The organism is Streptomyces sp. NPDC096323, from assembly GCF_040302845.1.
In the GTDB taxonomy this organism is placed as follows: domain Bacteria; phylum Actinomycetota; class Actinomycetes; order Streptomycetales; family Streptomycetaceae; genus Streptomyces.
In genome coordinates this window covers 40,276-57,317 of the sequence record NZ_JBEOSI010000008.1, presented here as the reverse complement: position 1 = coordinate 57,317, position 17,042 = coordinate 40,276, and the positions used below count along the sequence as shown (strand labels likewise).

The following is a 17,042-nucleotide window of genomic DNA, read 5'->3' as shown; positions in this document are numbered from 1 at the left end:
TTCCTCGCTGTGGCAAGAGGCGCGGCGTATCCGATGCCTGCCGCGAGTACGCCCGTACCGAACACGGCCGCATCACCCGGTCGGCCCTGTTTGGATGGGACCATGCCGACTTTCCAGACGTACGACGGAACCGAGCTCGCCTATCACGTCATGGGGGAGGGCGCGCCGCTGATCTGCCTGCCGGGCGGCCCGATGCGGGCCGGTGCCTACCTCGGGGACCTCGGCGGGCTCGGCGACGGCCGGCAGCTGATCGTGCTCGATCTGCGGGGGACAGGGGACTCCGCCGTGCCGGACGACCTCTCCACCTACCGCTGCGACCGGCTCGTCGACGACGTCGAGGCGCTGCGCCGGCACCTCGGGACCGACCGTGTCGACCTGCTCGCCCACTCGGCGGCCGGGGACCTCGCCTCGCTCTACGCGGCCCGGTACCCGCAGTCCCTGCGGAGCCTGATCCTCGTCGCGCCCACCACGAGGGCGGTCGGCTTCCCGTTCGTCGAGCGCGAGGCCCGTGAGGCCGCCGCGCTGCGCCGCTCGGAACCCTGGTACGCGCAGGCACTCCCAGCCCTGGAGGAGGTCTGGGCGGGACGACTGACCGACGAACTGCGCGCCGCCTCCAGGCCGTTCCTGTACGGACGCTGGGACGCCGCCGCGCAGGCCCACGCCGCACTGTCCCCGCGGCAGATCAACGCCGAAGCGGCCCAGGCCTATTACGGTCACGGGGCGTTCGATCCCGCGGAGACCGTCGCCGCGCTGCGCACGTTTGCCTGCCCCGTGCTCGTCCTCGCCGGTGAGTACGACGGCGTGACCACGCCCGACCGCGCCGCCGAACTGGCCGCGCTCTTCCCGAAATCGGAGTTCGCCGTGCAGCGCGGCGCCGGACACTTCCCCTGGCTGGACGACCCGGGGGCCTTCGTCCGCACCGTCACCGCCTTCCTCGACCCGGACGTGCACAGCGTCCAGGCCGGCGGGATCCGGCTCGCCCACCGAGTGTGGGGCGACCCGGCCGCACCGCCCGTCGTCCTCGTCCACGGACGGTGCGGTTCCAGCACCACCTGGGTGACCATCGCCGAACGGCTCGCCGCCCGGCACCGGGTGTACGCCTTCGACTTCCGCGGCCACGGACTCAGCGACTGGACCGGCCGCTACTCCTTCGAGCTGTTCCGCGACGACCTGCACGCCTTCCTGGAGGTCCGCAACCTCTCCGGAGCCACGGTCGTCGGCCACTCCATGGGCGGCGCCGCCGCGTATCTGCTCGCCGAACGGCAGCCCGGGCTCATCGGCCGCCTCGTCATCGAGGAGGCGCCGCCGCCCTTCCCGCTCGACCCCCCTCGGGCCCCCGTCGAGCGCCCCGAAGGCGCACTCGACTTCGACTGGCCCGTGGTCCCCTCCATCGACGCCCAGCTGAACGACCCCGATCCGGCCGGCCGCGAGCGCCTGGGCGAGATCGCCGCCCCCACCCTCGTCATCGGTGGCGGACCCGCGAGCCATATCGACCAGGAGGACCTCGCCTGGATGGCCCGGCAGATCCCCGGCGCACGACACGTCACCATCGACGCCGGCCATCTCGTGCACACCGAACGGCCGGAGGAGTTCCTCGCGGCCCTCCGGTCGTTCGGTGTGGGCTGACCCGGCTGGATCCGGCCGCTCGTTCGGCGTGCGCCGAACCCGCTGAATCCGCCCCACCCCGTCAGTCCCGGCGCAGCAGCGCCACCATGACCTCGTGCAGGGCCTTGTCGGCGTCCTCGACGCCCGACTCCGCACGCCAGGCGACGAACCCGTCGGGGCGCACGAGCACGGCTCCCTCGGAGCTCGTTCCGTGCGCCTCGGCCCAGTCGTCACCGGCCTCCGGCTCCAGATCGCCGCCCGGTCCCGTGCCGATCCCGAACGCGTCGAGCCGCACCCCCAGCCGCTCGCCGACCCGTGCGGCCGCCCGGCGCCATGCCACGTCCGCCGCGTCGGTCAGCAGCACGAACGACCGCTCGTACAGATCCAGCGTGGAGATCCGCTCACCCGCCCGGCGGACCCACAGGTGCGGCGCCCTGCTGCCCGGGTCACCCGTCAGCCGCACACCCTCCGGGACCACGGGCCGGTCCGGGCCGATGCCCAGCACCGCGCCGTCCACATAGCGGTAGCCCAGCGCCACGTTCAGCATCCCGCCCCGCTTCCCGCCGCCCACGGTCGGCGGCGCCGCATACCCCGGGTGGCTGTGCTCGCCGGAACGCGCCGACGCCCGCTCGCTCGTCGCCCGGGCCACCGGACGCCGCTCCGCCTCGTACGTGTCCAGCAGGCCCGGGCCCGCCTCTCCGCGCAGCACGGCCGCGAGCTTCCACGCCAGGTTGTGCGCGTCCTGGATACCGGTATTGGAACCGAACGCCCCCGTCGGCGACATCTCGTGCGCCGAGTCGCCGGCCAGGAACACCCGGCCCCGTGCGTAGCGGTCGGCCACCCGCTCCGCCGCGTGCCACGGCGCCTTGCCGGTGATCTCCACGTCGATGTCCGGCGCCCCGACCGCCTTGCGGATGTGGGCCACGCACCGCTCGTCCGTGAAGTCCTCCAGCGTCTCGCCGCGGCCGGGCTGCCACGGCGCGTGGAACACCCACTCCCGCTCGTTGTCCACCGGCAGCAGCGCGCCGTCCGCCTCCGGATTGGTCAGGTAGCACACGATGAAACGCCGGTCGCCCAGCACCTCCGCGAGCCCGCGGGACCGGAAGGTGATGCTCACGTTGTGGAAGAGGTCTCCCGCACCCGAACGGCCGATGCGCAGCTGCTCGCGGACCGGGCTGCGCGGACCGTCGGCGGCGATCAGGTAGTCCGCCCGCACGGTGGTGTGCTCGCCCGTCTCCCGGTTCTTCAGAACCGCGTCCACCCCCGACCCGTCCGGGTCGAACGAGAGCAGCTCGGTGGAGAACCGCAGATCGCCGCCCTGTTCCCGGGCCCGGTCCAGGAGGACCGGCTCCAGGTCGTTCTGGCTGCACAGGCACCAGCCGCTCGGGCTGAAGCGGGCGAGTGCGCCACCCGGGTCGATCTCCTTGAACAGCCACTCCTGGTCGTCACCGGTCAGTGAACCGGCCTGCAGAATGCCGTGGTTCTCCGCCAGCACGGAGGCCGCCGCCCGGATCTGCGGCTCCACCCCGGCCCTGCGGAAGATCTCCATGGTGCGGACGTTGTTGCCGCGGCCCCGTGGGTGTGTCGAGGTGGCGGCGTGCTTCTCGACCAGCAGGTGCTCGACGCCGAGCCGGCCGAGGAAGAGGGACGCGGACAGGCCCACCAGGGAGCCGCCCACGATGAGGACCGGTACATGGACGTCGACGTTCTCGTTCATCAGCTGCTCCCGCTCGGACGCCGTACAGATGCAGTGTCCATGCCCTTGTCGGAGCGGTTCGGACGCCCGCTCACCTGAACGGTTCATAAATCTCGCGTCAGCCGGACCAGCGTTTCACGATCGGTCACGGAGACGTCGCCCACGGTCCGGGCGGACCGTGCGCATCCGCCGGGAGACTCCCCGCTCCGACCCCCGCTCGACGGTTCCCACCGGCCCGGCCGGTTCTCCCCTCGTCTCGAAGGAGTTCGCAAGATGACCACCACGCTCTCGGAACGGACCTCCCAATCCGCCTTCGACGGATCAAGGCTGCGGGTCATCCTGCTGCTTGACCTGCACGACGGCGCCCAGAAGCAGTTCCTGGAGGCGTACGAGCACATGCGCAACCAGGTCGCCTCGATCCCCGGCCACATCAGCGACCAGCTGTGCCAGTCGATCGAGAACCCGTCGCAGTGGCTCATCACCAGCGAGTGGGAGAGCGCACCGCCCTTCCTCGCCTGGGTCAACAGCGAGGACCACGTCGCCACGGTCCAGCCCCTGCACAGCTGCGTGCGCGACACCCGCTCGCTGCGCTTCAGCGTCCTGCGCGAGACCGGCGCGGCCTTCGAGGAGAGCTTCGAGCCCGTCAAGGGCGGCCTTCAGGCCGCGCCCCGCCTCGGGGACGGGGTGGTGCGCCACGCGCTGACCTTCACCGTCAAGCCGGGCACCGAGGAGATCGTCGCGAAGATCCTCGCCGACTACGACTCCCCGCAGGCCCGGGTCGACGAGCACACCCGGCTGCGCCGCACCTCGCTGTTCATGCACGGCAACCGGGTGGTGCGCGCGGTCGAGGTCGAGGGCGACCTCCTCGCGGCCCTGCGCCACGTCTCCCGCCAGCCCGAGGTCCGGGCGGTCGAGGAAGCGATCAATCCGTACCTGGAACAGGACCGCGACCTGGCCGACCCCGACTCCGCCAGGATGTTCTTCACCCGGGCGGCCCTGCCCACCGTCCACCATGTGACGACGGGCCGGCACGCAGCCGGGGAGCGCAAGCGCCACGCGCTGTTCTACCAGGCCAAGGAGGGCTGCGGAATGGCGCTGGCCCGCCTCCTGGCCGAGCACGACGAGGAGGAGGCCGACAACACCGGCAGCCCCATCGAGAGCAGCACGATCTTCCAGCGCGACGACATCGTGGTCCGTCTGCTGGAGGTGGGCGGTCCGCTCGACGCGCAGCCCGCCAAGGCCCTCGGCATCCACGGCCCCGGGAAGGCCGCCCGGCTCGCCCGCCTCCTCGACGGCGAGGCGAACGCCGTGCCGGCGAGCGACGCGGACGCCGCACGCTTCCTGGCCCGGTCCGAGATGAAGCTGATCACCGACCGCCGGGCCGCGGAGTCCTGAGCCGCGCGGCAGCACCCCGGGGGTTCTCGCTCAACCCGTCGACTCAACGCGCCCAGCGCCAGGAGGAAAGCACTCATGACCATGCACCGGCCACGCATCGTGGACCTCAGTGAGACCCAGCCCAACACCAGGCGCGGAGGTGACCTGCGCGCCCTTCTCACCCCGACGGCCGTGGGCGCCACCAGCGGCTTCATGGGGCTGGCCATCATTCAGCCCGGCGACCGCATCGCGGAGCACTACCACCCGTACTCGGAGGAGTTCGTCTACGTCGTGGACGGGCTGCTCGAAGTGGACCTGGACGGTGAGCCGTACGCGATGCGACCGGACCAGGGGCTGCTGATTCCCCTGAACGTACGCCACCGCTTCCGTAACGTCGGTGACGTCGAGGCGCGCATGGTCTTCCACCTCGGCCCGCTCGCGCCCCGTCCGGAACTCGGTCACGTCGACACCGAAGCCACCGAGTCCGCCGAGCGGGGCGCGCCGCCAGAACGATCCGAGGCCGCCTCATGACCCGGCGCGTGGCCGTCACCGGCGTCGGCGTCGTCGCCCCGGGCGGCATCGGCACCCCGGCCTTCTGGGACCTCCTGTCCAACGGCCGCACCGCGACCCGGGGCATCACCCTCTTCGACCCGGCCGGCTTCCGGTCCCGGATCGCCGCCGAGTGCGACTTCGACCCGGCGGCGTACGGACTGGACGAGGAGGAGGTCGCCCGATCGGACCGCTATGTTCAGTTCGCGATGGTGGCCGCCCGCGAGGCGCTCGCCGACGCGGGCCTCGACCTGGAGCGGACCGACCCCTGGCGCATGGGCGTCTCGCTCGGCACCGCGGTCGGCGGCACCACCCGCCTCGAGCACGACTACGTCGCCGTCAGCGGCAGCGGAGCACGCTGGGACGTCGACCACCGCCCGGCCGGGCCCCACCTGGAACGCGCCTTCTCACCCAGCTCGCTTGCCTCGGCCGTAGCCGAACAGGTCGGCGCGCACGGGCCGGTGCAGACCGTCTCCACGGGCTGCACCTCCGGCCTCGACGCGATCGGCTACGCCTTCCACTCCATCGAGGACGGCCGCGTCGACGTGTGCATCGCCGGCGCGTCGGACTCGCCGATCACCCCGATCACCGTGGCGTGCTTCGACGCGATCAAGGCGACCTCGGCCAACAACGAGGACCCGGAACACGCCTCCCGGCCCTTCGACTCCCGCCGCGACGGCTTCGTGATGGGTGAGGGCGGAGCCGTCCTCGTCCTGGAGGAACTGGAGCACGCCCGCGCCCGCGGCGCGACGGTGTACTGCGAGATCGCGGGCTACGCGACGTTCGGCAACGCGTACCACATGACCGGGCTGACCCCCGAGGGTCTGGAGATGGCCGAGGCCATCAACCGGGCGCTCGGCCACGCCGGGATCGCCGCGGCCGACATCGACTACGTCAACGCTCACGGCTCGGGCACCAAGCAGAACGACCGGCACGAGACCGCCGCCGTCAAGCGGGCGCTCGGAGCGCACGCCCACGACGTCCCGATGAGCTCCATCAAGTCGATGGTGGGTCACTCGCTCGGAGCGATCGGCGCGATAGAGATCGCCGCCTGCGTGCTGGCACTGGTCCACCAGACGGTGCCGCCGACAGCGAACTACGAGTCCCCGGACCCGGAGTGCGACCTCGACTACGTGCCCCGCACCGCACGTCCGCTCAAACTGCGCAGCGTCCTGTCGGTCGGCAGCGGATTCGGCGGATTCCAGTCCGCGGTGGCCCTGACCAGAAGCGGTGGGAGGACACCATGAGCACCCGCAAGGCCCGGCGTACCGTCGTCACCGGCATCGGCGTCGTCGCCCCCAACGGCACGGACACCGAAGCATTCTGGAAGCGGACCCAGGAAGGCATGAGCGTTCTGGACCGGGTCACCCGCGAAGGGTGCGAGGAACTGCCGCTGCACGTGGCCGGCGAGGTCAGGGGCTTCGACCCCGTCTCGCTGATCGAGGAGCGCTACCTCGTGCAGACCGACCGGTTCACGCACTTCGCGATGGCCGCGGCCGACATGGCCCTGGACGACGCCCGGCTGGGCCGCGCCGACTACGAGGACGCGCCGTTCAGCGTGGGCGTGGTCACCGCGGCCGGTTCGGGCGGCGGCGAGTTCGGCCAGCGCGAGCTGCAGCGGCTGTGGGGCCAGGGCTCCAAGTACGTCGGCCCCTACCAGTCGATCGCCTGGTTCTACGCGGCCAGCACCGGCCAGATCTCCATCCGCGGCGGCTTCAAGGGGCCCTGCGCGGTGGTGGCCAGCGACGAGGCCGGCGGCCTCGACGCCCTGGCACACGCCGACCGGTCCGTCCGGCGCGGCACCGACGCGGTGGTGGTCGGCGCGGCCGAGGCCCCGCTCGCGCCCTACTCCGTCGTCTGCCAGCTCGGCTACCGGGACCTGAGCACCGTCGAGGACCCGGCGCGGGCCTACCGCCCGTTCACCTCGGACGCCTGCGGGTTCGTGCCCGCCGAGGGCGGCGCGATGTTCGTGGTCGAGGAGGAGACGGTGGCCAGGGAGCGCGGCGCCCGGGTCCGCGCCGAACTCGCCGGTCACGCGGCCACGTTCACCACCGCGATGCGCTGGGAGGAGTCCCGCGAAGGGCTCGCCCACGCCATCGAGGGTGCACTGCGGGAGGCCGGCTGCGCTCCCGAGGAGATCGACGTGGTCTTCGCCGACGCCCTCGGAGTCCCCGCCGCCGACCGGGCCGAGGCGCTGGCCCTGGCGGACGCGCTCGGCCCGCACGGCCGGCGCGTACCGGTGACCGCGCCCAAGACCGGCATCGGACGCGCCTACTGCGGAGCCCCCGTCCTGGACGCGGCCGCCGCCGTCCTGGCCATGGAGAACGGCCTGATCCCGCCCACGCCCAACGTCTTCGAGGTGTGCCACGACCTCGACCTCGTCATGGGCAGGGCCCGCCCCGCCGAACTGCGCACGGCCCTCGTGCTCAGCCGCGGCCTCATGGGCTCGAACGCGGCGATGGTGCTCCGGCGCCCCGCATGAGCCCCACCGACACCCCTCGTGAGAAGGAGAAGCCCCTCATGACCGACCGACTGACCTACGAAGAGCTGGCCGCCCTGATGAAGAAGGGCGCAGGACTGACCGTCGACCCCCGGGAGATGGAGAACCGGTCCGAGACGGCCTTCGACGAGTTCGGCCTCGACTCGCTGGGCCTCCTCGGCATCGTCGGCGTGCTGGAGAACCGGCACGGGCAGCCGCTGCCGGCCGACGCCGACCGCTGCAAGACCCCCCGCGAGTTCCTCGACCTCGTCAACAACAGCCTCATGACAGGAGCCTGAAGTGTCCGGACACACCGAGAACGAGATCGTCATCGCCGCACCCCTGGACCTCGTCTGGGACATGACGAACGACCTGGAGAACTGGCCGCGCCTGTTCAGCGAGTACGCCGCGGTCGAGGTCATCGAGCGTGACGGCGAGCGGACCGCCTTCCGTCTGACCATGCACCCCGACGAGAACGGCAAGGTGTGGAGCTGGGTCTCCGAGCGCACCACGGACCGGCCCTCACGCACCGTCCGGGCCCGCCGCGTCGAGCCCGGCCCCTTCCAGCACATGGACATCCACTGGGAGTACTCCGAGGCCCCCGGCGGCACCCGCATGCGGTGGACGCAGGACTTCGCGATGCGGCCCGACGCCCCGGTCGACGACGCGTGGATGACCGACAACATCAACCGCAACTCCCGGGTCCAGATGGAACTCATCCGCGACAAGATCGAGCAGCGCGACCGCGAGCGCCGCACGGCCGCGGTCCCGGCCAACTGACCCACCGCCAGCCGACGGACGGCCGCCCGCCCGGCCCTCGCGGCCGGGCCCCGGACCGCGTACCAGAAAGGCCCCACCCGATGCACCACGCTCTGATCGTCGCCCGGATGGCGCCGGAATCGGCGCCGGACATCGCCGAGCTGTTCGCCGCCTCCGACAGCAGTGAGCTGCCGCACCTGGTGGGCGTCACCCGGCGCAAGCTGTTCCAGTTCGGCGACGTCTATCTGCACCTGATCGAGTCCGAGCGCCCGCCGGGCCCGGAGATCGCCAAGGTGACGGACCATCCGGCGTTCAAGGACATCAGCGACCGGCTCACGGCCTTCGTCAGCCCCTACGACCCGCAGACCTGGCGCGGGCCGAAGGACGCGATGGCGCAGGAGTTCTACCGGTGGGAGCGCGACTCCACCGCCTGACCCCCCCGTGCCCCATGGAAGGGCCCCGGGACCGGCCGTGAGGCCGGTACCGGGGCCCTTGTCATGGGGGCTGTGTCAGTCGGGGACCACGCACTCGAACGCGTGGAGGTACGGGTTGACCGGCCGGATCTCGCCGATGCTCAGGCCGGCGTCGGACAGCCGGTCGACCATGCTCTGCCGGGTGTGCTTGGCCCCGCCGACGTTCAGGAGCAGCAGCAGGTCCATGGCGGTGGTGAACCGCATCGACGGGGTGTCGTCGACGAGGTTCTCGATGACGACGACCCGGGCCCCGGGACGGGCCGCCGCGATGACGGCGCGCAGCGCCCGGCGGGTGCTGCCGTCGTCCCACTCCAGGATGTTCTTGATGATGTAGAGATCGGCGGCCACGGGAATGCCCTCGCGGCAGTCACCGGCCACGATGCTCGCCCGTCCGGCGAGTGGACCGCCGTCCCGCAGCCGTTCGTCGGCCCGTGCCACCACACCCGGCAGGTCCATCAGGGTGCCGCTGACCGAGGGGTGCTTCTCCAGCAGGCTCGCCAGCACGTGCCCCTGACCGCCGCCGATGTCGGCGACGACCGAGACCCCGGTGAGGTCGAGCAGGGCGGCGACGTCCAGCGCGGACTGCATGCTGGACGTCGTCATGGCCCGGTTGAACACCTGGGCCGACTCGTGGGCGTCCTGGTGGAGGTAGTCGAAGAACTCCTTGCCGAACACGTCCTCGAAGACGTTGCCGCCGGAGCGCACCGCGTCCTCCAGGCGGGGCCAGACCTCCCACGTCCACGGCTCCGTGCACCACAGCGAGATGTCCCGCAGGCTGTGCGGGTCGTCCGCGCGCAGCAGCCGGGACATCTCGGTGTGGGCGAAGGTGCCGTCGGCGTTCTCGGTGAAGATGCCGTAGCAGGACAGGGCGCGCAGCAGCCGCCGCAGCGGCGCGGGCTGCGTCTTCACCGCCTCGGCGAGTTCGGCCGCCGTGGCCGGCGTCTCGCCCAGCGCGTCCGCGACGCGGAGCCGGGCAGCGGCGCGCACGGCCGCGGAGCGGGCCGCGCCGAACACGATCTCGCGCAGCCGCATGGCCGGCTGGGGTGTGGGAACGGGCTGGACGGGGGTGGTGGTGGGAGTGGTGCTCACGGTGGTCATACCGTCTCGCTTCTGCTTGTGCGGGGGGACACCGGTCAGCACATCCCGGCCGGTGCGGAGGTGGTGCAGACGTTGCCGGTGAAGCGGTTGCCCGTGCCGGTGTCCTGGTTGGCCAGATCCGCCGGCTGGTTGCCCATCACGAGGTTGTCGCTGATGGTGTTGTCGGTGTTCTTCGCACCCACGAAGCTCTTGAACAGCACGATGCCGCCCGAGAGCGGGGTGGCGCCCACGTTGGCGCGGATCACGTTGGACCGGATCTCGGTGGACTCGGTGCCGGTGAGGACGATCCCGGAACCCTGGATCGCGGGCAGCCGCTCGGTGGCGGCGCAGAACTTGTTGTTGCCCTCGATCGTGTTGGACCGGATGGTCATGGCGCCGGCGTGCGGCGTTCCCTCGTCGCCCACGACGAACACACCGCTGCAGTTGGCGGCGAAGGTGTTGTCGTTGACCACCAGGTTCCGCACGCGCCGTGCGGTGAACCCGATCCGGTTGTCGGTGAGGGTGTTGCCCCGGACCCGCGTCCCGCCGGTGTCGGTGGCGCCGCCCTCCTCGTCGACGCTGTTGGCGACGAAGATGCCCGCGTCCCCGTTGGACCGGGCGGTGTTGTGCCGGATGTCGGAGCGGGTGGAGCGCTGCTGCGCGATGCCCCAGACGCCGTTGGACGCGGACGTCACCGAGCGGACCTCCAGCCCGTCCGTCCAGGACGCCCAGACGCCGCTCTTCTTGAAGCCGGACACGGTCAGGGACCTGATGGACACGTTGTCCACGGTCCGCCGGTCCGTGCCCAGCACACAGATCCCGTTGCCGGCCTTCGCGCAGGCGCTGGCGGACTGCGCCCCGCTCGCGGCGGGTTCGATGACGGTACGTTTCCCGGAGCCGCGCAGGGTCAGCCCGGGCTTCGTGATCAGCACGCTCTCCCGGTAGGTGCCGGGCCGGACGACGATGGTGTCACCGGGCTGTGCGGCGTCCACCGCCGCCTGGATCGACTGGCCCGGACGTACCACATGGCCGCCCGCGGCGGCGGCCGGTACGGACGGAGCGACGACGCCCAGTCCGGCGGCCGAAGCGGCTGCGACGCTCAGGAGGCATTTGATGTGTCGTTTGCTCATGAGCCGAAGCTATGGGCGATCCCCCTCCGGTGCCACGCAGAGTACGCGGTTGGACACGGGCCGTGCCCGAATGGCTCACGCCGCCCCCCGGGTGCGGCCCGGTCTCAGCCGGCGTCCGGGCGGGGTGCAACGACGGAGCGGGCCCACCGGTAGTCGGCCTTGCCGCTGGGGGAGCGCTGGATCTGCGGGGCGATCACCAGGTGGCGCGGGATCTTGTAGCCGGCGAGCCGGGTGCGGCAGTGCGCCTGGACATCGTCGAGCGAGGGGGCGTCGGCGCCCTCGCGCACTTGTACTACCGCGGCGACCCGATTGCCCCAGCGCTCGTCGGGAGCGCCCGCCACCAGCGCGTCGTACACGTCCGGATGGGACTTGAGCGCCTGCTCGACCTCCTCCGGATACACCTTCTCGCCTCCGGTGTTGATGCACTGCGAACCCCGGCCGAGCACCGTCACGATGCCCTCTGCGTCCACCGTCGCCATGTCGCCGAGCAGCACCCACCGCTCGTCACCCCTGCGGAAGAACGTCTCGGCGGTCTTGCCCGGGTCGTTGTAGTAGCCGAGCGGAACGTGACCGCGCTGGGCGATCCGGCCCGGCTCGCCCGGCACGACCGGTTCGTACGTCGCCGGGTCGACGACCGCCGTACGGGCGTTGACCCGGACCCGGAACCCGTTCTCCGGGCCGGAGTCGGCGGTCGCGGTGCCGTTGAAGCCGGACTCGGACGAGCCGAAGTTGTTCAGCAGCATGACGTGGGGCACCAGCGCCTGGAACTCCGCCCGCACCGAGTCGGACATGATCGCGCCCGAGCTGGAGACGGAGAACATCGACGAGCAGTCGATGCCCTTGAGCGGCCCCTTCAACGCGTCGATCAGCGGCCGCAGCATCGCGTCGCCCACCAGCGACACGCTCGTCACCTTCTCCTTCTCGATGGTGCGGAGCACCTCGTGCGGCACGTACTTGCGGTGCACCACGACCCGCTGCCCGAAGTTGAAGCCGATGAACGCGGTGAGCGTCGAGGTGCCGTGCATCAGCGGGGGAGTGGGGAAGAAGGTGATGCCCCCGCCGCCCGCCGCCACCCGCTCGGCCAGCTCCTGCGGGGTCTTCACCGGGTCGCCGGTCGGCGCTCCGCCACCCAGGCCGGAGAAGAACAGGTCCTCCTGGCGCCACATCACGCCCTTCGGCATGCCCGTGGTGCCGCCCGTGTAGATGATGAACTGGTCGTCGGCGGAGCGGGGCGGGAAGCCGCGCCCCGGATCCCCGCCCGCTTCCGCCTCCGTGAACGCGACCGCGTCGGGCCGGGGGGTCTCGTCCGTGGCCGCGTCCACCCGTACGAGATGGCGCAGCTTCGGCGCCTGAGGGGCGGCGGCCGCGACGCGCTCGTCGAACTCGGAATCGAAGACCAGTGCCGCCAGATCCGCGTCACGGTAGAGGTAGACCAGCTCCTCCTCCACGTAGCGGTAGTTGACGTTGACCGGGACGATGCGCGCCTTCAGGCAGGCCAGCACCGTCTGGAGGTACTCGACGCCGTTGTAGAGGTGCAGGCCGAGATGCTCGCCCGGGCCGATGCCCGCCTCGATGAGGTGGTGGCCGATGCGGTTGGCCGCGGCGTCGAGCTGCGCGTACGTGAGCCTGCGCTCGGCGCCCGTTCCGGGATGGTCGAGGTAGACGAGCGCCTCGCGCTCCGGGACCGCGTCGACGACCGATTCGAACAGGTCGGCAAGGTTGTACTCCACCGTTCCTCCTGACCCCGGCTGCTGAGTGGCCCGGCGGTCATTAGAGCGCCCACCGGCACAAGTGGGAAGGGGGTCCGGGAAGAAAACTGACTGACTGTCAGAAAACTATTGAACTGCCTCCCCGCTTACTGCAACCTGTTCTAGCCTTGAGACGGGAGACAGACCATGGGCGGTACGGAACACCTCACCGTGCAGCGCGAAGGCGCCACACTGGTGCTCACCCTGAACCGGCCCGAGAGCAAGAACGCGCTCTCGCTGCCGATGCTGGTCGGCCTGTACGACGGCTGGCTCGCCGCGGACGAGGACGAGGAGGTCCGCTCGGTCGTCCTCACCGGCGCCGGCGGCTGCTTCTGCGCCGGCATGGACCTCAAAGCCCTCGCCGGCGGCGGCATGGAGGGCGAGCAGTACAGGGACCGGATGACGGCCGACCCCGATCTGCACTGGAAGGCCATGCTGCGCCACCACCGCCCCCGCAAGCCGGTCATCGCGGCCGTCGAGGGCCACTGCGTGGCCGGCGGCACGGAGATCCTGCAGGGCACCGACATCCGCATCGCCGGCGAGAGCGCCACCTTCGGCCTCTTCGAGGTCCGGCGCGGCCTCTTCCCCATCGGCGGGTCGACCGTACGGCTGCCGCGCCAGATCGCCCGCACCCACGCACTCGAGATGCTGCTCACCGGCCGCCCCTACAGCGCCGATGAAGCGGCCAGGATCGGGCTGATCGGACGGGTCGTCCCCGACGGCACCGCGCTGGAGGAGGCCCTCGCCGTCGCCGAACAGATCAACGCCTGCGGCCCGCTCGCCGTCGAGGAGGTCAAGGCCTCGGTGTACGAGACCGCGGAGATGACCGAGACCGACGGCCTCGCCGCCGAACTGAAGCGAGGCTGGCCCGTCTTCTCCACTGCCGATGCCAAGGAGGGCGCCCGCGCCTTCGCCGAGAAGCGCCCGCCCGTCTACCGGCGCGCCTGACCCAAGGAGCACTCGTGCCCGACATACTCAGCGCCCCGCTGGTGGTCGAATTCCCCTTCACCCGCTCCCTCGGCCCCGTCCAGAGCGCCTTCCTCACCGGGCTGCGCGAACGCACCGTGCTCGGGGTGCGGACCGGTGACGGCAAGGTCCTGGTCCCGCCCGTCGAGTACGACCCCGTCACCGCCGAGGAGATCCGCGATCTGGTCGAGGTCGCCGCCACCGGCACGGTCACCACCTGGGCCTGGAACCCGCACCCCCGACGCGACCAGCCCCTGGATACCCCCTTCGCCTGGGTCCTCGTCCGCCTCGACGGCGCCGACACCGCACTCCTGCACGTCCTGGACGCACCGGGGCCCGAGGCCGTCCGCACCGGCATGCGCGTCCGCGTCCGCTGGGCCGGGGCACGCACCGGTGCCATCACGGACATCGCCTGCTTCGAACCGTACGAGGGCGAAGCGGACGGGTCAGCGCCCGCACCGCACGCCGGCGAGTTCGCGGACCCGGTCACCGGCATCGTCACTCCCGCACGCCTCGACTACACCTACTCGCCGGGCCGCGCGCAGAGCGCCTACCTGGAAGCGCTCGCAGGCCGGCGCGTCGTCGGAGAACGCTGCCCCTCCTGCCGCAAGGTGTACGTCCCGCCCCGCGGCGCCTGCCCCACCTGCGGTGTCGCCACCGCCGAACAGGTGGAGGTCGGGCCGCGCGGCACGGTCACCACCTTTTGCGTCGTCAACATCAAGGCGAAGAACCTCGACATCGAGGTGCCGTACGTCTACGCGCACATCGCGCTGGACGGCGCCGACCTCGCCCTGCACGCCCGGATCGGCGGCATCCCGTACGACCAGGTGCGGATGGGACTGCGCGTCGAGCCCGTATGGGCCGAGGGCAGCAGGCACCCCGACCACTACCGGCCCAGCGGCGAACCGGACGCCGACTACGACGCGTACAAGGAGCTGGTCTAGATGCGGGACGTAGCGATCGTCGCCTTCGCGCAGACCGACCATCTGCGGCGCACCGACGAGCTCTCCGAAGTCGAGATGCTGATGCCCGTCCTGCACCAGGTCCTGGACGCGACGGGCCTGCGGACCAGCGACATCGGCTTCACCTGCTCCGGCTCCAGCGACTACCTCGCCGGCCGCGCCTTCTCCTTCACCATGGCGCTCGACGGCGTGGGCGCGCACCCGCCGATCTCCGAGTCCCATGTCGAGATGGACGGCGCCTGGGCCCTGTACGAGGCCTGGGTGAAGATCCGGACGGGCGAGGCGGACACCGCGCTCGTCTACGCGTACGGGAAGTCCTCGCCCGGCGAGGTGCGCGACGTCCTCACCCGGCAGCTCGACCCGTACTACACCGCCCCGCTGTGGCCCGACTCCGTCGCCCTCGCCGCACTCCAGGCCCAGGCCCTGATCGACGCGGGCGACACCGACGAGACCGCGCTCGCGGCCATCGCCGCCCGCAGCCGCGCCGACGCCTCGGACAACCCGCACGTCCAGCTCAGCGGGACGGCCCCGGCCGGCGACTACGTCGTCCAGCCGCTGCGCACCGGGGACTGCCCGCCCATCGGCGACGGCGCCGCCGCCGTGATCCTCGCCGCCGGCGACACCGCGCGCGCCCTGTGCCCCCGGCCCGCCTGGATCCGCGGCATCGACCACCGCATCGAGGCCCACGGCCTCGGGGTGCGCGAGCTGACGGAATCACCCTCGACCCGGCTCGCCGCCGAACGGGCCGGGGCCTTCGACAGCCCCGTCGACACGGCCGAGCTGCACGCCCCGTTCACCTCGCAGGAGGTGGTTCTGCGCAAGGCGCTCGGCCTCGGAGACGGCGTCCGGGTCAACCCGTCCGGCGGTGCACTGGCCGCCAATCCCGTGATGGCGGCGGGGCTGATCCGCCTCGGCGAGGCCGCCGCCCGCATCCACCGCGGCGAGTCCGACCGGGCGCTCGCCCACGCCACGTCCGGGCCCTGCCTCCAGCAGAACCTGGTCGCTGTTCTCGAAGGGGAGAGCGCTCATGCCTAAGGAGCCCGTGGCCATCGTCGGTATCGGCCAGACCAAGCACGTCTCCGCCCGCCGCGACGTCTCGCTCGCCGGCCTCGTCCGCGAAGCCGCCGTGGCCGCCCTGAAGGACGCCGGGCTGGGCTGGGCGGACATCGACGCCGTCGTCATCGGCAAGGCGCCCGACTTCTTCGAGGGCGTGATGATGCCCGAGCTCTACCTCGCCGACGCCCTCGGCGCGGTCGGCAAACCGATGCTCCGCGTCCACACCGCGGGCTCGGTCGGCGGCTCGACCGCGCTCGTCGCCGCGAACCTGGTCGCCGCCCGGGTGCACCGGACCGTCCTCACCCTCGCCTTCGAGAAGCAGTCGGAGTCCAACGCGATGTGGGGCCTGTCGCTCCCCATCCCGTTCCAGCAGCCGCTGCTGGCCGGCGCGGGCGGCTTCTTCGCCCCCCATGTGCGCGCCTACATGCGGCGCACCGGGGCGCCGGACACCGTCGGCTCCCTCGTCGCGTACAAGGACCGGCGCAACGCGCTGAAGAACCCGTACGCCCACATCCACGACCCGGACATCACCCTGGAGAAGGTCCAGGCCGCGCCCATGCTCTGGGACCCCATCCGCTACTCGGAGACCTGCCCTTCCTCCGACGGGGCCTGCGCGATGATCCTCACCGACCGCACGGGCGCGGACCGTTCACCGCATCCGCCCGCCTGGGTGCACGGCGGCGCGATGCGCAGCGAGCCGACCCTCTTCGCCGGCAAGGACTTCGTCTCGCCGCAGGCCGGCAAGGACTGCGCCGCCGATGTGTACCGGCAGGCCGGGATCAGCGACCCGCGCCGGGAGATCGACGCCGTCGAGATGTACGTGCCGTTCTCCTGGTACGAGCCGATGTGGCTGGAGAACCTCGGCTTCGCTGACGAGGGCGAGGGCTGGAAACTCACCGAGGCCGGAGTCACCGAACTCGACGGAGACCTGCCCGTGAACCCGTCGGGAGGCGTCCTGTCCACCAACCCCATCGGCGCCTCCGGAATGATCCGCTTCGCCGAGGCCGCACTCCAGGTCCGGGGACAGGCGGGGGAGCACCAGGTGGACGGCGCCCGGCGGGCGCTCGGCCACGCCTACGGCGGCGGGGCTCAGTTCTTCTCCATGTGGCTCGTCGGCGCCGAACCGCCCACCGGCTGACCCGCGGGCCCGCCCGGACAGGCCGCACCC

The 17,042-nt window shown here is 71.8% G+C and carries 16 protein-coding genes; 12 read left to right on the top strand and 4 right to left on the bottom strand.

The window, feature by feature from the left end; genetic code table 11:
* The first annotated feature begins 102 nt into the window (after positions 1-102).
* Positions 103-1,626 carry an alpha/beta fold hydrolase gene (locus ABTX18_RS22530; RefSeq protein ID WP_352124517.1) on the top strand — a complete coding sequence of 508 codons (1,524 nt, stop codon included), beginning with the start codon at positions 103-105 and terminating at the stop codon, positions 1,624-1,626.
* 61 nt (positions 1,627-1,687) lie between these two features.
* Here the strand turns inward: ABTX18_RS22530 and ABTX18_RS22525 are convergent, their stop codons facing one another.
* The gene (locus ABTX18_RS22525; protein ID WP_352124516.1) at positions 1,688-3,322 is read right to left on the bottom strand and encodes an FAD-dependent oxidoreductase; all 1,635 of its coding nucleotides are present in this window, start codon (positions 3,320-3,322) and stop codon (positions 1,688-1,690) included.
* Between the two features lie 252 nt (positions 3,323-3,574).
* Between ABTX18_RS22525 and ABTX18_RS22520 the strand changes: the two genes are divergently transcribed.
* From ABTX18_RS22520 to ABTX18_RS22490, 7 genes are all read left to right on the top strand, one after another.
* The gene (locus ABTX18_RS22520) at positions 3,575-4,696 is read left to right on the top strand and encodes a SchA/CurD-like domain-containing protein (protein WP_351391398.1); all 1,122 of its coding nucleotides are present in this window, start codon (positions 3,575-3,577) and stop codon (positions 4,694-4,696) included.
* Positions 4,697-4,771: 75 nt separating this feature from the next.
* Positions 4,772-5,206 (top strand): cupin domain-containing protein, encoded by a 435-nt coding sequence (locus ABTX18_RS22515; protein WP_352124515.1) that lies wholly within the window; start codon positions 4,772-4,774, stop codon positions 5,204-5,206.
* Positions 5,203-6,471 carry a beta-ketoacyl-[acyl-carrier-protein] synthase family protein gene (locus ABTX18_RS22510; protein ID WP_352124514.1) on the top strand — a complete coding sequence of 423 codons (1,269 nt, stop codon included), beginning with the start codon at positions 5,203-5,205 and terminating at the stop codon, positions 6,469-6,471. The genes ABTX18_RS22515 and ABTX18_RS22510 overlap by 4 nt, the downstream gene beginning before the upstream one ends.
* Positions 6,468-7,706, top strand: a complete 1,239-nt coding sequence (locus tag ABTX18_RS22505) for a beta-ketoacyl synthase N-terminal-like domain-containing protein (RefSeq protein ID WP_352124513.1) — start codon at positions 6,468-6,470, stop codon at positions 7,704-7,706. Before ABTX18_RS22510 ends, ABTX18_RS22505 begins: the two co-directional genes overlap by 4 nt.
* Before the next feature lie 38 nt (positions 7,707-7,744).
* Positions 7,745-8,002, top strand: coding sequence for a phosphopantetheine-binding protein (locus ABTX18_RS22500; RefSeq protein WP_352124512.1), 258 nt, complete (start codon positions 7,745-7,747; stop codon positions 8,000-8,002).
* 1 nt (position 8,003) lies between these two features.
* Positions 8,004-8,483: an SRPBCC family protein gene (locus ABTX18_RS22495; RefSeq protein WP_352124511.1), complete on the top strand. Its 480-nt coding sequence runs from the start codon at positions 8,004-8,006 to the stop codon at positions 8,481-8,483.
* A gap of 80 nt (positions 8,484-8,563) precedes the next feature.
* Positions 8,564-8,896 (top strand): TcmI family type II polyketide cyclase, encoded by a 333-nt coding sequence (locus ABTX18_RS22490; RefSeq protein WP_351391408.1) that lies wholly within the window; start codon positions 8,564-8,566, stop codon positions 8,894-8,896.
* Between the two features lie 75 nt (positions 8,897-8,971).
* Here the strand turns inward: ABTX18_RS22490 and ABTX18_RS22485 are convergent, their stop codons facing one another.
* From ABTX18_RS22485 to ABTX18_RS22475, 3 genes are all read right to left on the bottom strand, one after another.
* Positions 8,972-10,033: a methyltransferase gene (locus ABTX18_RS22485; RefSeq protein ID WP_352124510.1), complete on the bottom strand. Its 1,062-nt coding sequence runs from the start codon at positions 10,031-10,033 to the stop codon at positions 8,972-8,974.
* A gap of 35 nt (positions 10,034-10,068) precedes the next feature.
* Positions 10,069-11,142: a right-handed parallel beta-helix repeat-containing protein gene (locus ABTX18_RS22480; protein ID WP_352124509.1), complete on the bottom strand. Its 1,074-nt coding sequence runs from the start codon at positions 11,140-11,142 to the stop codon at positions 10,069-10,071.
* Between the two features lie 104 nt (positions 11,143-11,246).
* The gene (locus tag ABTX18_RS22475; RefSeq protein ID WP_352124508.1) at positions 11,247-12,872 is read right to left on the bottom strand and encodes an acyl-CoA synthetase; all 1,626 of its coding nucleotides are present in this window, start codon (positions 12,870-12,872) and stop codon (positions 11,247-11,249) included.
* A 165-nt stretch (positions 12,873-13,037) separates the two neighbouring features.
* Between ABTX18_RS22475 and ABTX18_RS22470 the strand changes: the two genes are divergently transcribed.
* The 4 genes from ABTX18_RS22470 to ABTX18_RS22455 are packed head-to-tail and all read left to right on the top strand — an operon-like array spanning position 13,038 to position 17,012.
* Positions 13,038-13,838, top strand: coding sequence for a crotonase/enoyl-CoA hydratase family protein (locus tag ABTX18_RS22470; protein ID WP_352124507.1), 801 nt, complete (start codon positions 13,038-13,040; stop codon positions 13,836-13,838).
* Between the two features lie 14 nt (positions 13,839-13,852).
* Positions 13,853-14,800: a Zn-ribbon domain-containing OB-fold protein gene (locus ABTX18_RS22465; protein WP_352124506.1), complete on the top strand. Its 948-nt coding sequence runs from the start codon at positions 13,853-13,855 to the stop codon at positions 14,798-14,800.
* A complete protein-coding gene (locus ABTX18_RS22460; protein ID WP_352124505.1) occupies positions 14,801-15,853 on the top strand; it encodes a thiolase family protein in 1,053 nt (350 codons plus the stop codon).
* Positions 15,846-17,012 (top strand): thiolase family protein, encoded by a 1,167-nt coding sequence (locus ABTX18_RS22455; protein ID WP_352124504.1) that lies wholly within the window; start codon positions 15,846-15,848, stop codon positions 17,010-17,012. The genes ABTX18_RS22460 and ABTX18_RS22455 overlap by 8 nt, the downstream gene beginning before the upstream one ends.
* Positions 17,013-17,042: the final 30 nt, after the last annotated feature.